This window comes from Salinicola sp. JS01 (assembly GCF_030284585.1).
Classification (GTDB): Bacteria; Pseudomonadota; Gammaproteobacteria; order Pseudomonadales; family Halomonadaceae; genus Salinicola.
Window position 1 is genome coordinate 3737090 of the sequence record NZ_CP127244.1, and the last position, 14745, is coordinate 3751834.

At 66.4% G+C, this 14745-nt stretch carries 11 protein-coding genes; 4 read left to right on the plus strand and 7 right to left on the minus strand.

Annotated features, from left to right (window positions below):
• Positions 1 to 3: 3 nt before the first annotated feature.
• The gene (locus QO259_RS16925) at positions 4 to 2646 is read right to left on the minus strand and encodes a type VI secretion system Vgr family protein (protein ID WP_285950853.1); all 2643 of its coding nucleotides are present in this window, start codon (positions 2644 to 2646) and stop codon (positions 4 to 6) included.
• Between the two features lie 236 nt (positions 2647 to 2882).
• On the opposite strand from QO259_RS16925, the gene QO259_RS16930 reads away from it, so the two are divergent.
• Together QO259_RS16930 and QO259_RS16935 are read left to right on the plus strand one after the other, a co-directional pair.
• Positions 2883 to 3812, plus strand: coding sequence for a hypothetical protein (locus tag QO259_RS16930; protein ID WP_285950854.1), 930 nt, complete (start codon positions 2883 to 2885; stop codon positions 3810 to 3812).
• Between the two features lie 260 nt (positions 3813 to 4072).
• Positions 4073 to 4360 carry a DUF4235 domain-containing protein gene (locus QO259_RS16935; RefSeq protein ID WP_051895593.1) on the plus strand — a complete coding sequence of 96 codons (288 nt, stop codon included), beginning with the start codon at positions 4073 to 4075 and terminating at the stop codon, positions 4358 to 4360.
• 162 nt (positions 4361 to 4522) lie between these two features.
• Here QO259_RS16935 and fhuE read toward each other — a convergent pair whose 3' ends face one another.
• Positions 4523 to 6685 carry a ferric-rhodotorulic acid/ferric-coprogen receptor FhuE gene (fhuE, locus tag QO259_RS16940; protein WP_285950855.1) on the minus strand — a complete coding sequence of 721 codons (2163 nt, stop codon included), beginning with the start codon at positions 6683 to 6685 and terminating at the stop codon, positions 4523 to 4525.
• Positions 6686 to 6981: 296 nt separating this feature from the next.
• On the opposite strand from fhuE, the gene QO259_RS16945 reads away from it, so the two are divergent.
• On the plus strand, positions 6982 to 8220 hold the full coding sequence (locus QO259_RS16945; RefSeq protein WP_285950856.1) for a GGDEF domain-containing protein: 1239 nt from the start codon (positions 6982 to 6984) through the stop codon (positions 8218 to 8220).
• Here QO259_RS16945 and QO259_RS16950 read toward each other — a convergent pair.
• The 3 genes from QO259_RS16950 to QO259_RS16960 form a co-directional block, all read right to left on the minus strand.
• Positions 8148 to 9455 (minus strand): D-mannose isomerase, encoded by a 1308-nt coding sequence (locus tag QO259_RS16950; protein ID WP_285950857.1) that lies wholly within the window; start codon positions 9453 to 9455, stop codon positions 8148 to 8150. The two genes, QO259_RS16945 and QO259_RS16950, sit on opposite strands and share 73 nt — an antisense overlap.
• A 180-nt stretch (positions 9456 to 9635) precedes the next feature.
• The gene (locus QO259_RS16955) at positions 9636 to 10499 is read right to left on the minus strand and encodes an SDR family oxidoreductase (RefSeq protein ID WP_285950858.1); all 864 of its coding nucleotides are present in this window, start codon (positions 10497 to 10499) and stop codon (positions 9636 to 9638) included.
• Between the two features lie 201 nt (positions 10500 to 10700).
• Entirely contained in the window at positions 10701 to 11408 is a 708-nt protein-coding gene (locus QO259_RS16960; protein WP_285950859.1) for a VIT1/CCC1 transporter family protein, read from the minus strand.
• A 181-nt stretch (positions 11409 to 11589) separates the two neighbouring features.
• Between QO259_RS16960 and QO259_RS16965 the strand changes: the two genes are divergently transcribed.
• Positions 11590 to 12129 (plus strand): cytochrome b, encoded by a 540-nt coding sequence (locus QO259_RS16965; protein WP_285950860.1) that lies wholly within the window; start codon positions 11590 to 11592, stop codon positions 12127 to 12129.
• A gap of 73 nt (positions 12130 to 12202) precedes the next feature.
• On the opposite strand, the gene QO259_RS16970 is transcribed toward QO259_RS16965, so the two are convergent.
• Together QO259_RS16970 and denD are read right to left on the minus strand one after the other, a co-directional pair.
• Entirely contained in the window at positions 12203 to 13588 is a 1386-nt protein-coding gene (locus QO259_RS16970; RefSeq protein ID WP_285950861.1) for a GntP family permease, read from the minus strand.
• A complete protein-coding gene (gene denD / locus QO259_RS16975; RefSeq protein ID WP_285950862.1) occupies positions 13585 to 14568 on the minus strand; it encodes a D-erythronate dehydrogenase in 984 nt (327 codons plus the stop codon). Before denD ends, QO259_RS16970 begins: the two co-directional genes overlap by 4 nt.
• Between the last annotated feature and the right edge of the window lie 177 nt (positions 14569 to 14745).

Here is a 14745-nt window from a genome sequence, read left to right on the forward strand (position 1 = left end):
CCGCTATAGTGCACTGGCACCGGCAGACGCCGAGTCATCCCCGGCGAACTGGGTCTCACAGGCCCCCTCCGGCAACTCGGGCATGGCCGCGTCCAGGCTCGCGGGCCCCCCGAAGACGTGCTGGGCGCCCTTGATGTCGATCTTGCCGGGGCCGTGGACGTCGATATTGCCGCCTTCGATGCGGATGTAACCGCCACCACTGTTCAGCAGGATGCCGTTGGCGGCGTTGATCTCGACCCGCCCTTCGGTGGAAGTGATCTTGACGTCCTTCTCGGCGGTCAGCGCCATCTCGTCGCTCTGCGCCTGCACCTCGACCTTGCCGCGGGCGGCGAACAGCTTCATGCCGGCGCGGTAGACGAACAGCGAGAGCTTCTCGGAGATCGAGGCGACCAGGCTCTTGCCGGTGGCGACGTTGACGTCCTCGCCGCTGGAGACGCTCAGCGAGTGGCCCTGGGCGAGATGGGTCGATTCCGGGGTACTCATCGTGATGCCAGCGGGCGAGGCCATATGCAGCCAGGGCGCTTTCATGCGTGCCGCTTCGCCACGGCCGCCGCTGTCGGTGGCACCACGGGCGTTATCCTGCTTGGCATCCGCAAGCTGTTCGCTGTTGCCGTAGGTGTCGTCGGCGTCTTCACCGGCCTGCTTGAGATGCTCGCGCGCGTCGAGGGCGTCGGCGTTGTGGTCTGCCGCACTCTGGCTGAGGCTGTCGCTGAGCTGGTAGGCGCTGTCGAGCTGCTGTTTGGCCGGGGTGAGGTCGAGCTGGTCACCGCTGGCGCCGAGCTGGCCCCAACTGGTGAGGTAGAGCCCCTGATTGGCGCGGATGGCGCCATAGGCGTCGGTGCGCAGCTCGAACCCGGTGCCGCGGAAGGCGCCGCGGGTGTTGCCGGTCTGGTGGATCAGGTAGCCGAGGTTGAGCTGGCTCTTCTCGGCTTCTGAGTTGAGGCGGACGCGCTCCTGGTCGGTGGCGTCGTCGAACACCAGCTCGTTGTACTTGCTGCCGCGGTAGGTCTTGCTCTTGAACCCGGAGAGCAGGCCGTGGCTGTGCCAGTCCGGGGTCTGTTCGCCGTTGTAGACCCGGCCGGTGATCAGCGGGCGGTCGGCGTCGCCTTCGAGGAAGTCGACCAGCACTTCCTGACCGATACGCGGCACGAACACCCCGCCCCAGCCGGCGCCAGCGTTGGGCTGGGAGACCCGTAGCCAGACGCTGCTGTTTTCATCGTTTTGGCCCTGGCGATCCCAGTGGAACTGGACGCGCACGCGGTTGAGATGGTCGGTGTGGATCTCTTCATTGGCCGGGCCGACCACGGTGGCGGTCTGCGGCCCGCCGATCACCGGGCGGCGGTGGGTCAGCGGATGGCGGTAGGGCTGGCTAAGGCGCTGGGCCTCGAGATCGACCAAAAAGTGGCCGGTGCCGCCGCTGGCATAGTCGGAGAGACGCTCGCCGGTGGGGGCTGCGGTATCAGCTTCGAGACCGTGCGCCTGCTTGGCGGCGTCGAGCTGGGGCTGCAGGCTGCCCGGCAGCGCCTGGAGCTGGGCCGAGACCGGCAGCGCGTTCTCGGCGTGGACGGTGACGCCCAGCAGCAAAAACTGGCGCTCGGCCTCGCCGCCGCTGTCGTGCAGCGGGTGCTGGGTGAGTTCGAACCAGCGTCCGGCCTGGAGCTGGCGCGCGCCGCCGCTGCCGCGGAAGCGCTTGGCGCGGGACTCATGGGCTTCCAGGCGGTTCTCGGTCAGCCGCTCGCCGCGCTCATGGCCGTGGTAGTAGTACTCGCCGGCGTAGTCGTAGAGCTCGGTCTTGGGCAGGTTGCCCTGGTCGCTGAGGGTATCCAGCCCGGTGCGCTTGGTCAGCGAGGGCTGCTTGTAGTCGAAGGTGCCCACGCTGACCCGGGTGGGCTGCTGGGTACGCACGCCGCCCCACTGGGTCAGGGCGTCCTCGCGCTCGGTGGCCGCTTGGCGGTGGAAGCGGATCGCCTGGGGGCTGACCGGTTGGATGGTGTCGACATCGTCGGTGATCACCAGCCGATGGCCGTCGAAGTCCGCCCCGGATTCTGTCGACGAGGCGTTATCCTGGCCGTTGTCAGAGGAAGATGAGGACCCCGAATATTCGAAGTAGTACCATAATCCTTCTTCTTCTAGAAGCCTGCTAATAAAGTTCAGATCGCTCTCGCGATACTGCACGCAGTAACTTCTGGCCGGGTAGTCGCGGCGCAAATCGAAGCGGTAGCGGCCCTTGGCGAGGTCGTAATCGTCAAAGACGGCAGTGAGCACATCGACGACGCTGCGATCCTGAAAGATGCGGCTGTCGCGGCCCAGGCCGAGCATGGCGAGCCACGGCACCAGGGTGAGCTGGTAGTAGGTGACGCCGCCATCCTCGCCCAGCAGCGCGGCCTCGGAGACCAGCCCGTGCAGCGGGCGGTAGCGGCCGTCGGCCTGCAATATCGAGAGCCGCGCCGGCTGCGCCATCAGCGTCTTGAGTTCGATATCGCCCTGCTGGGAGATGCAGTCGAGGGTATAGGTAAAAGGCGCGCTGACGCGCTCTTCGCCCACCAGCCGATGGGGCACGAGCGCGACGCCGGCGACGTCGAGAGTCAGCAGCCGCTGCGACTGCGACAGATCGATATCGAAGGTGTCGAGGAGATCGTTGAGCATACGGTTTTCCTGATCGCGGTGGCGAAGCCGGTCGACGAGGGTCAGAGACAATGGTCAGAGAAAAAGGGTCAGAGAATCAGGATAACGCATCAGGCGAGAAATGTTTGTAAGCGATCGGCTACAAAGCGTGTGAGATATCGGCCAAAAAGTCCGATAGGTGACCAACTACTTCGGGTAAAAGAAGGATTATGGAAGAATAACGATAACGCCATACTCATCGGGAGCGCGTACTACCCATGTCGACCACCGATTCGTCGTTGTTTTCGACCTTCGAGATTCCGCCGACACGCCGCCACGCCGAAACCATCGATTTCATGCTATCGCGCCCCGCCCTGGCGCTACTGCCGGAGTCGCTGCGCCCGGCGGCGCGGAGTTTTCTCGCCTATCTGGCAACGCTCCCCAGCAGTGCCCCCCACGCTTGCCCCGCCTGCGAAAGCCGTGCGATCTATCTGGCCGCGCCCGCCGGTACCGGCGGCATGCGCCGCAACAGCTATGCCTGCCGCACCTGCCGCAAGCGCTTCACCGTCTTGACCGGCACGCCGCTGCATCTGCTGCGCTCGGAGGAGAAGTGGAAACCCTGGATGAGCTACCGCTTTCAGGGCTTTTCCCAGGAGCTGATCGCGAACTTCCTGGGGATAAGCAACAAGGCGTCGATGACCTGGAGCCGCGCCTTTATCAAGGCCATGGCCGATTACGACAGCGCGCTCCACACCTGGTGGCAGGCGCATCAGTCTCCCGAGATCTCCGAGCTGACCGATGAAGCGGCGCGGGCCCTGGCCGAGTGCCAGGCGATGCTGGCCGGGCTGCGCGACACCAGTGACCGCCGCTGCCCCTACTGCGGCTCGGCCTCGGTTCAGGTGATCACCAGCCGCCGCGCCACCGAGTACCAGTGCCACGGCTGCCAGCGGCGCTACAACAATCTCACCGAGACGCCGCTTTCCCACCTTCAGCATATCGAGCTCTGGCCCGAATACGTGCGCCATCTCGTGCTCGGCTACCACGACACCGAGCTGGAGCAGATCTTCGACCTCAGCAAGCCGCTGACCAACCTGTGGCGCCAGCGTTTTCTGCAGTTGTTTCAGGCGCGCTGGCCGCTGCTGGCGCACTGGACGCTGTGGCAGTGGTCACGCCGCCGTGCCAATCCCGGTGAGATACCGCTGGCCTAGGAGGGTGTTTACAAAATGCCTGCGCTTGACAATACGGCGTTAAAATCGGCCTCAAAATGCTCATTTACCCCATGTAAACTGGAACGCCAGCCCGGTCCTTTTTTCGACCGATTTTGCCTTGTCTCGCCTTCGCTCGCCGAATTTGTAAACACCCTCTAAGAACTCACTTTCAAGCTCTCTGACGATAGGCACCGCCCCCTGCTGACAGGGTGCAGCCCGATCGACCATGCTGGGCATTCAACCCCGGCAAGGAGGCCCGCATGAAACCGCAAACGCTATGGACCCTGGTGGGCACCACGATGGCGATCGCCTCGGGCGTGGCCGCCCGGGAGGCGCTGAAGCACACCGCACGGCGCAGCGCGTTCGAGCCGCCGGTCAACCCAGACGACCCCGATGTGCGCTGGCGCGAGGCGCTGCTGTGGGGCGCGGCGTCCGGTGCCGCGGTGGGCCTGGCGCGTATCCTGGGCTGGAAGATGGCTTCCAGCGGCATGCGCCGGGCGCGCCGCACGCGGCGCGGCCAGCGGGTGCTCGCGCGTCTGGAGCGCTGATAGTGGTGCCCTCAGCGCCCAGAGGGTGTTTACAAATTCGACGAGCGAAGGCGAGACAAGGCGAAATTGGCCGAAAAGACGGAGTTTACGTGGTGTAAATGAGTACTTTGAGGTCGATTTCAACGCCGTATCGTCGAGCGCAGGCATTTTGTAAACACCCTCTCAGAACGTATAGCTCAACGTCGAGGTCACATTGAGCGGTTCGCCATAGACACCGTAGGTATCGAAATAGCTGTAGTACTTGCGGTCGAACAGGTTGTGCACGTTCACCTGTAGCGCCAGGCTCGGCGTGAACTGGTAGCGCCCGAAGAGATCGGCGATGGTGTAGCTGGGCTGTTCGAAGTCGCGGGTCACGCCATCGGGGCCGGCCTGGCTGGCGAAGGTGCGGCTCTGCCAGCGCCAGCCGCCGCCCAGGGTGAGCTGGCGCCACTGCGGTACCCGGTAGCTGGCGAAGAGATTGGCCTGGGTGCGCGGCCGGTCGCCATTGAACGTGCCTTCTGCCGAGGTCGCGGTGTAGTGGGTGAAGCCGGCGGTCAGCTCCAGATCGTCGCTGACCGCGCCGCTGATCTCCATCTCGACGCCTTCACTGACCACGTCACTCACCGGGGTCGCCGTGGTGACCAGTGAGCCGGGCGTCAGCACGATATCCGCCACGTTGTCCTGTTCGAGCCGGAACACCGCCAGGGAGGCGTTGAGCAGGCCATCGAACCAGGCCGCCTTCAGCCCGGTCTCGTAGTTCTTGCCCACCAGCGGGTCGAGATAGCCGTTGCCACCGGCCAGCCGGTAACTCTGCGGTTGGAAAATCTCGGTATAGCTGGCATAGGCCGACCAGGTGTCGTCGAGGGTGTAGATCAGCCCGCCGTAGGGGGTGATCTCACGCTCGTCCTGCGCATGGTTGCCCAGCGTGCTCGACCAGGTGCGCCCGTGCCAGTCGGTATAACGGGCACCGAGGATCAGCGTCAGCGGCTCGGCCAGGGAGAAGCGGGCCACGCCGTAGAGCGCCTGCTGGCGGCTGCTGGCGCGCTCGGAGGGCGCGAAGTCAGGCCATGCCTGTGCCGGCGTGGTGCCGTTCCAGGCATCGAAGTCGTCGACCGCGAAGCCGTTGGTGAAGCTGTTCTCGTAGTCATTGGACTGGTCGTGATAGCTGCTCCCGAACACTAGCTGGTGCGTGCGACCGAACAGCGAGAACGGGCCCTCGACATAGCCATCCACGCCGTCGACCCGGCGCTCGCCGCTGTTCCAGCCGGTGTAGTAATAGACCCCCTGCCCCGTTTCGCGGTCCGGAAAGCCGTAGGGGTAGGCGAGCCGCGAGTCCAGCGTACTCTCTTCATGGGTCGCCGCCGCATGCAGCGTCCAGCCCCCGCCGAAGCGGTGCTCGAGCTGGGCGAAGGTCTTCCTCGACTCCCAGGCGTTGTAGGACCAGTCCGGCGCCACGCTGAAGCCGCGGGTGTAGTCCGTCTCGCTGCCATCGCTGTACCACAGCGGCAACCCACCCCAGGTCGGTGACGAGGTACGCCCGCGCTGTGTGTCATAGCCCAGCGAGAGCGTGGTCTCATCGCTGACATCGGCATCGATGACCAGGTAGCCGTAGCGCTTGCGCTCGCCAAAGCGGTCGAGATAGCTGTCACCGTCCTCGTAGCCACCGACGAACCGCGCCCGCACGTCGCCCGAGCGGGTCAGCGGCGTGGTCACATCGACCACGCTGCGCGAGCGGTCCCAGCTGCCGTAGCTCGTGCTCAGCGAGCCGGTGGGCTCGCGGCTGTCGGCGTGCTTGCGCACGAAGTCGATCGAGGCACCGGGATTGCCAGCGCCGGTGAGCAGGCCGTTGGCGCCGCGTACCACCTCGATCCGCTCATAGATCGCGGTGTTCAGCGCGCCGTCGCCGAAGTACCAGCGGCTATCGGTGTTGAGCGTGGGAATGCCGTCGTACTGATAGCTGTTGATGCGAAAACCGCGGGCGTAGAAATCGACACGGCTGCTGTCGATACGGTTCACCGAGATACCCGTGGCGTTGCTCAGAACATCCTCGACATCCCACAACCCCTGATCCTGCATTCGCTGCCGGGTGATGATGCTCACCGTCTGCGGCACCTCGCGCAGCGTCGCTTCGAAGCGCGTGCCGGCGGTGGTGGTGCGGCGGGTGTAGCCGACGTTGTCATAGAGGCTCGCGGCGGAGACGGTCAATGTCCGCAGCGCTGTCGTCTCGTCGTCCTGGGCCATGGCGGAAGCGAGCGGCAGCAGCGCGGTGGCACCCAGCAGCGTGCCGAGCGGCATGCGCAGGGCACGCCGCGACGGCGACGCCCGGTGGCGAACGGGGGTTGGCATGGTAGATCCCTTGCGTGGCGTCTCGGCGACGCTCGTTGTGATGTCGGCGCCGGCATCCACGGGGCAGCGCGGGCACGGCGATCGCCCGGGATCATATGCAAACGATTATTATTTATCAATGCGCTTGATAATCAAACTCGAATGAATGCTCAGGAGGGCCAGCCGCGCGAGATGCCGCCTCAAGTCCCGGGCATCATGGCCGATAGGACATCGCCGAAGTTTGCTTTACTCTGGCCATGCCCCACCCCGGCGCCCCTCGAGCGCCTTTCCCATCGTCATTCGAGCGGAAACCCTGTATGGCGTTCGACCCCATCACGATGCTGACCCTGACCATCGCCATCGCGGCAGCCGCGGCGCTCTATCTGCTGCTGGAGTGGCGTGCCGCCCGGGATCGCTCCCTGCTCTACTGGTCGGGCGGCTTCGCCAGCATCACTGTCGGTTCTTCGCTGGCGCTGCTGCGCTCGCAGGGCTACTTCTTCATCGGGGTGTGGTTCGCCAACGGGCTGCTGGTATTCGCCCACTGGCTGTTTCTACTCGGGGTGATGCGCTTCGTCGGCCGGCGCCCGTCGCGCTGGTGGTGGGCGCTGCCACTGGGGTGGTGTCTGCTGCTGGCGCTGCCGCAGGGCAGCGCCTCTGCGCTCTACATGGTGACCAACTCGCTGCTGGTCGGCGGGCTGGCACTCAGAGCCAGCCAGCTACTGCGCCTGGATGCAGAGCATGCCAGCCTGGGCACTCGCCAGCTGCACTACACCCTGCTGTTCCACGGCCTGTTCTATCTGGGCAAGGTGGTGCTGACACTGATGCCGAATGCGTTGATCGATCTTGCCAGTTTTCGCGGCGTGGTGATTCGTGTCTCGCTGGTCGAAGGCGTCATGGCGATCCTGTTGATCGCGCTCTCCATGACCGGCACGGTGCGCTACCGCCGCGAGCGCCAGATCGAGCTTCTCGCCGAGCGCGACCCGCTCACTGGGCTGTTCAACCGCCGCGCCTTCGAAGCCCGTGCGCCGGCGCATCTTGCCGATGTGGCCGTGAGCCGGCCCGGCGCCCTGCTGCTACTGGACGTCGATCACTTCAAGCCGGTCAACGACCTGCATGGCCACGCCGCGGGGGACCGCTTGCTGATGATGCTGGGCGAGCTGATCCAGGCCGAACTACCCGACAAGAGCCTGTGCGCACGGCTGGGCGGCGACGAGTTCGCCATCTTGCTGATGGATAGCGACCAGGCTCAGGTACTCGCCCTGGCCGAAAATCTGCGTCACCGTTTCCAGGCCACCACCGCGCAGAGCTTCGCCACCCCGGATGCGGTCACCCTGAGCCTGGGTGCGGTGATGCTGCATCAGCCCCAGACGGATCTGGCCGCGCTGATCGAGCGCGGCGATATCGCGCTCTACGCCGCCAAGCGGAGCGGCCGCAACGGCCTGCGTGTGAGCACACCTGCCGCAGAGGCTACCTCGGCACCCGGCTACAGCGCCCCATCGGCGATCGCCCGCGCCAACGTCGGCGACAGCGGCAGGCGCGGCAGCAGCGTCGCCTGATAGGCGTGGTAGAGATCGGGTTTGCCCGACCACACCTCGTTCGAGGGGCGGTTGTGGCGGTCGAGCTCCTGCCACCAGCTGCCGCGCTCGCGGTCGATCAGGTAGCCGTCGATGTAATCCCAGAAGCGCCGGTACCAGGTTTCGTACTCGGTGTCGCCGGTGCGCTTGAGCAGCGCCGCCGCGGTCGACGCCGCCTCTGCCAGGGTCCAGTGCATGCGCTCGTGCACCACCGGGCGGTCGTGCCAGTCGTGGGTGTAGATCAGCCCCGGCTCGCCATCCACCTGCCAGGCCAGCTCGGTGGCCCGCCGGAACAGCCCGCGGGCGTCTTCCAGCAGCCAGCCGGGGGCGCTATCGCCCTCACGCAAGAGGCCGCCCTCCAGGTGCAGCATCAGCCGCGCCCATTCGAAGGCGTGGCCCGGGGTGGCGCCGTAAGGGCGGAACGGGTCCTTGGGGGTGTCCTGGTTGTAGTCGCGCCACTCCTGCCAGTCGCTGTCGAAGTGCTCGACCACGCGGTAGCCGTTGGCGCGGGCATGGACATGAATGATCTTGTCGACGATGGAGAGCGCGCGCTGGCGCCACTTGGGCGCGTCGAGCACGTCGGCGAGCTGCAGGAAGGCCTCGGTGGCGTGCATGTTGCTGTTGCCACCGCGGTAGGCTTCGCTGTCGCGCCAGTCGCGCGAGAAGCCCTCGCGCAGGCGACCCTCGTCCTCGGCCCAGAAGCGCGTCTCGATGACCTCGACGATCTCGTCGAGCAGCGGCCCGGCCGCCGGATCGCCGGCCTGCCAGGCGCTGGCGGCGGCCAGCGCGACGAAGGCGTGGATGTAGGCCTGCTTGGTCTGTTCCTCACCTTCCCGCGGCAGCTCGCCATACCAGCCGCCGTGCTCGGCATCCCTGAGCGGGCCGCGCAGGGCCGCCACGCCGTGAGCCACCAGCGGCGCCGCCCCGGGCTCGCCGCGCATCGCCGCCAGCGCGAAGCAGTGGGTCATGCGCGCGGTGATCATGGTGTCCGGGTGAGCGTCTTCGGGCAGGCGGCCATCGTCGTCCAGGGCGGCGAAACCGCACTGGGGATGGCGCGAGGCGCGGTAGAACGCCAGCAGACGCCGTCCCTCCGTCTCGAGCCAGGCCCAGTGCGAGAGCCGATTCAACCAACTATCACGCCGCGGCGGCAGATCTGGCGAGGTAGCGGATCGTTGAGTGCCCGGCAGGGGTACCCCGTCGCAATGACTATCAGGCATGGGTAACGGGCCTCCTCTGCCCGGGTGTCGAGTTCACGCATTGGCACCCAGTGTCGGGGCCGTGCTCCGCGATGTCGATAATCCAGCGGTGCTAGTTCAGTGTCGATAACCCAGCGTCGATAACCCCGTGTGGATACCTCAGCGTGGATACCTCAGTGTGGATAAGTCAGTGCCGATCACTCAGCCGTTGACCACGACCCCGCCATTGGGATGCAAGGTCTGGCCGCTGATGAATGAAGCATCCAGCGACGCCAGAAAGACATAGCACGGCCCCAGCTCCCACGGCTGGGCGGCACGCCCCATCGGCGTCTCGCTGCCGAAATCCTCGAGCATCTGCGGGTCGTGTGCGCCCAGCGTCGCCGGCTGCAGCGGAGTCCACACCGGACCCGGCGCCACCGCATTGACCCGCAGCCCACGCCCGACCACCTGATTGGAGAGCGCGCGGGTGAAGCTGATGATCGCCCCCTTGGTGGCGCTGTAGTCGACCAGGAAATCGGGGCCGATATAGGCGTTGACCGAGGCAGTGTTGATGATCGCGTCGTCCTCGCCCAGATGCGGCAGCGCTGCCTTGGTGAGATAGAACATGCCATGCATGTTGGTGGCGAAGGTCTCCTCCCACTGGGTGTCGCTGAGCTCGGCGAGGTCGTTACTGACCTGCTGGGTGCCGGCATTGTTGACCAGGATATTGAGCCCGCCGAAGTGCTCGATCACCTGTGCCAGCGACGCGCGGCAGAAGGCGGCATCGCGCATGTCGCCGGCGATCAGCAGGCAGCGGCGGCCCTCGGCCTCGACCAGCCGCTGGGTCTCGCGGGCATCGTCGTCTTCGCTCAGATACATCACCGCCACATCGGCGCCCTCCCGGGCGAAGTGGATCGCCACCGAACGGCCGATCCCGCTGTCGGCGCCGGTGATCAACGCCACCTTGCCCGCCAGCTTGCCGCTGCCGCGATAGCCGTCACGGATGAAGACCGCCGGCGGCTGCATCAGGCTCTCCTTGCCGGGCAGTGTCTGCTGCTGGGCGTGGATCTGGGTCTTCTTCACCATAACGTTACCTCCCTGTCACTGAACATCGGCGGAAAGACTGACTTTCCACCCAGGTGAATCGAATCAGCTCACGCGATACGACACGAAATGAGCGATTCGGCGCGGCTCTCCGGCCGCCTTTCACACCTAGTTCAGCGTGCCCGCCCTGGCAAGCGCCGGCCCGACAGATTCAGCGCGGGGAGGCGAATAGATGCCGCGGGATCAGCCCCCGGCGATGCCGAAGGCCCAGCCCACCGCCGCCGTGGTGAGCATCGCCAGCACCCCCCAGAAGGTGACCCGTACCACCGCCACCCGCGCTCGCGAGCCGCCGATTCGCGCCGAGACCAGCCCCAGCAGCGCCAGGGCCAGCAGCGAGCCCAGCGCCACCACCACAGGGATCGCCAGGCGTGCGCTGGAGAGCGCCCCGAGCAGGGTGAAGGCCAGCGGCAGCGCCGCACCGGAGAAGAAGGAGAGTGCCGAGGTCCAGGCTGCCTGCAGTGGCTGCGCCGAGTTGACGCTGCTGAAGCCCAGCTCGTCGCGGGCATGAGCGGCCAGCGCATCGTGCTGCATCAGCGTCTCGGCGACTTCGTGGGCCAGCGGCGGTGACAGCCCGCGGGTTTCGTAGATCTGCGCCAATTCGCGTACCTCGAGCTCGTAGTTGGCCTTGAGCTCGCGCCGCTCCCGGGCCAGGTCGGCACGCTCGGTGTCCTTCTGCGAACTCACCGAGACGTACTCGCCGGCGGCCATCGACATCGCCCCGGCCACCGCCCCGGCCACACCGGCGGTCAAGACACCGCCCAGGCCGCTGCCCGCGGCCGCCATGCCGATCACCAGACTGGCGGTGGAGACGATACCGTCGTTGGCCCCCAGCACCGCCGCGCGCAGCCAGCCCACGCGGTCGGAATAGTGGCGTTCCTTGGGAATGTTCATCGCAGGTTCCTGTATGGCCATGTCTCTCCCATCGCGATGAGTCTGATGTTTTTACCTTAAGCCAAACCTAAGCCTGCTGCCGCTAGTCTGAGCTTCCCGAGCCTGTTCCGGTGGTACGACCTGCCGCTCGCACCGGGGGCTCACCTCGACGCCGACTCGTTTATGACAAGGATCGCCCGCCGTGAACTCGACAACCCCACAGCGCTACTCCGCCAAGGCCCGCCACTTTCACTGGAGCGTGGCCTCCTTCGTCGTGCTGGCCTATGCGCTGATTCTCTCGACGGATCTCTTCCCGCGCAGCAGCGGTATCCCCGCGGTGCTGCTGCAGAGCCACTTCTGGGCCGGCATCGGCGTGCTGCTGCTGGCGATACCGCGCCTGCTGGAACGCCTGCGGCGCACGCCGCCGCCGGTCACCCCGGCACTGCATCCGCACCTCGAACGGCTCTCGCGGGTCACCCACTGGGCGCTCTACGCCTTCCTGTTCGCGCAGCCGCTGCTGGGCATCTTCACCGTGTGGCTGAGCGACGGCGCCATCCCCGTGCCTGGCACGTCACTGTCGCTGCCGTCGCCCTTCTCTGTCAGCCCGGGACTGGGGCATAGCGTGGAGGAAGTGCACACGACCCTGGGCACGATCTTCTACTACGTCATCGGGCTGCACCTGGCCGCGGTATGCTGGCATCAGTTCGTGCGGAGGGACAATCTGCTCAAGCGCATGCTTTGAGCCAAGGCGAGACGACAGCGCCCGGGGCTGGTGACAGCCCCGGGCGCCGGTCGCACAGATACCGCTTGGGGCACTACCCCATGAAGGCGTTGGCGATCAGCAGCGCCACCAGGCCGGTGGCCCAGCCGAGGGTAGTGGGTACCGACAGCACCTGCAGCTGGTGCTTGGCGGTCTTGACCCCGAGCAGACGGTTGACCACCCAGAAGTAGCTATCGTTGAAGTAGCTGAAGAAGAGCCCGCCCAGACACGCCGCCTGCGCCGCCAGCACCATGTTGACGTCGGGCATGGCAGAGAGGATCGGCGCCGAGATCGAGGCCCCTGTGATCATCGACACCGTGCCGCTGCCCTGCACGAAGCGCACCAGGGTCGCGATCAGAAACGGAATCAGCACCGCCGGCAACGCCAGCCCGGCAATGCTCTGACCGATGTAGTCACCCGCGCCGCTGGCCCGCAGCACCGCCCCCAGCGCGCCCCCGGCACCGGTCACCAGCAGGATGATACCGGCACTCTCGACGCCCTTTTCCAGATGCGCCAGCACCTGATCCTTGGGCATCTTCGGCACCAGGCCGTAGACCGCCGCCAGCACGCCGATACCCACCGCGATGACCGGATGGCCGACGAACTGCACCACCTGGACGACGGCGCCCGGGGCATCGCCACCGCCGGTCAGCGCGGTCACCAGGGTATTCAGGAAGATCAGCCCGATCGGCAGCACGATCGGCAGCACCGCCTTGAACAGCGACGGCAGCTCGGACTCCGCCAGCGGCGTGGCGACCGGGTCGGTATCGTCACGCTTGAGCGAACCGGGCACGTCGCGCTCGATCATCGCCTCGATGCGCGGGCCCATGATGCGTGCATAGAGCACCATCACGATCAGCGCCGGGGCCGTGAACACGATGCCCCAGGCGATCATCAGCCCGATATCCACCCCGAAGATGCCGGCGACGCCCAGCGGGCCCGGGGTCGGCGGCACCGCGCTGTGGGTCACCGCCAGCCCCGAGGCGAGCGCGATCCCCAGGGTGAGGACCGAACGCCCGCTGTTGCGCGCCAGCGCCCGCACCAGCGGGTTGAGAATCACGTAGGCGGAGTCGCAGAAGATAGGGATCGAGACGATATAGCCGGTGATCGCCATGGCCCAATCCTCGCGCTCCTTGCCGAGCAGCCTGAGGATCGCGTAGGCCATGCGCTGCCCCGCCCCGGAAACTTCCAGAATCCGCCCCATCATCACCCCGAAGCCGATCACCAGGCCGATGGTGGAGAGCGTCTTGCCGAAACCGGTGGTGATCGCATCGATCACCGCATTGGGCGACATCCCACCGATCAGCCCGGCGATCGAAGCGGCGATCACCAGCGCCAGCAGCGCATGCACCCGGGTTTTGATGACCAGCGCGATCATCACGAAGATAGCGATACCCAGGCCGATGATGACCTGGGGACCTGCGACAGCAGCGTCTGTCATGGGTGGACTCCTTGATTGGATTTATCGTTGAGTTCATCTTCGCGGTAGGCGCGGATGATGGCGTCGAAGTCGGCATCCGCGCGCAGCCCCAGGGCCAGCGACTGCGTGACTTCCAGCCCGCCGGGCCAACTGGCGACGATGGCGTCGATGCGCGCATCGGGTTCGAAGCGCACCCGCTCACGCGCGGCCGCACCGGCGCTGCGCTCCAGCGCCGCCAGCATCTCGTTCACCGTGACCGTGATCCCGGGCAGGTTGAGGGTGCGCCAGGCACCGAGCCGTTCCGCCGGCAGCGCCAGCGTCTGGGCCAGGTTCTCGACCACGGTGCGCGGCGAGGAGAGCCACAGCGCCAGCTCGCCGGACACCGGGCAAGTGGTCTCGATACCGGCCAGCGGCTCGCGGATGATCGCGCTGGCGAACGACGACGCCGCCTGATTGGGCTTGCCCGGGCGCACCACGATGGTGGGCAGGCGACAGACCCGGCCATCGACGAAGCCGCGCCGGCTGTAGTCGTTGACCAGCAGCTCGCCGATCGCCTTCTGCGCCCCGTAGGAGGAGCGCGGCTGCGGGCCGATCGCCTCGGCCACCGGCTGTTCGAGCCCCGGCCCGAACACCGCCAGCGAACTGGCGAACAGGAAACGCAGCGGCTGCGAACGCTCGCGACAGGCGTCGAGCAGCGTGCGCGTCGCCTCCAGGTTGACCCGCATGCCGAGCTCGAAATCGGCCTCGGCCTGGGCGCTCACCACCGCGGCCAGGTGGCACACGGCGCCGGTGTCCGTAGCGAACGCCGAGGCCACCAGCGCCGGGTCGGCGACATCTCCGCTCAGCGACTCGACCCGCGTATCGTCGAGCGGACACGCCGCCAGATCGATCGACGTCACCCGCGTGACCGCTTCCCCGTCGATGGTGATCTCTCCCGACAGCAGCCGGCTGATCAGTCTGGCGCCGAGAAAGCCGGCGCCCCCTGTGACGATGACATGCATGCTTGTTCTCCTGGTTGAGCGCCCTGCCCTAGGCGCTGCCTGACCAAAGGCGAATGGCGCGGGCGTTTGAGATTTAGCATCTTGTCTGACAAATTATGCTTGGCAGCAACATCGCCTTTGGTCGGATAGGGTCTATGACAGGCGCCATGACGGCGTTTCCCGGCCCAAAGCTACGAC

Coding starts and splice junctions, on each gene's coding strand:
- fhuE (WP_285950855.1), bottom strand. CDS start 6,685: ATGCCAACCCCCGTTCGCCACCGGGCGTCGCCGTCGCGGCGTGCCCTG.
- QO259_RS16960 (WP_285950859.1), bottom strand. CDS start 11,408: ATGAACATTCCCAAGGAACGCCACTATTCCGACCGCGTGGGCTGGCTG.
- QO259_RS16935 (WP_051895593.1), top strand. CDS start 4,073: ATGAAACCGCAAACGCTATGGACCCTGGTGGGCACCACGATGGCGATC.
- denD (WP_285950862.1), bottom strand. CDS start 14,568: ATGCATGTCATCGTCACAGGGGGCGCCGGCTTTCTCGGCGCCAGACTG.
- QO259_RS16950 (WP_285950857.1), bottom strand. CDS start 9,455: ATGCCTGATAGTCATTGCGACGGGGTACCCCTGCCGGGCACTCAACGA.
- QO259_RS16970 (WP_285950861.1), bottom strand. CDS start 13,588: ATGACAGACGCTGCTGTCGCAGGTCCCCAGGTCATCATCGGCCTGGGT.
- QO259_RS16955 (WP_285950858.1), bottom strand. CDS start 10,499: ATGGTGAAGAAGACCCAGATCCACGCCCAGCAGCAGACACTGCCCGGC.
- QO259_RS16925 (WP_285950853.1), bottom strand. CDS start 2,646: ATGCTCAACGATCTCCTCGACACCTTCGATATCGATCTGTCGCAGTCG.
- QO259_RS16945 (WP_285950856.1), top strand. CDS start 6,982: ATGGCGTTCGACCCCATCACGATGCTGACCCTGACCATCGCCATCGCG.
- QO259_RS16930 (WP_285950854.1), top strand. CDS start 2,883: ATGTCGACCACCGATTCGTCGTTGTTTTCGACCTTCGAGATTCCGCCG.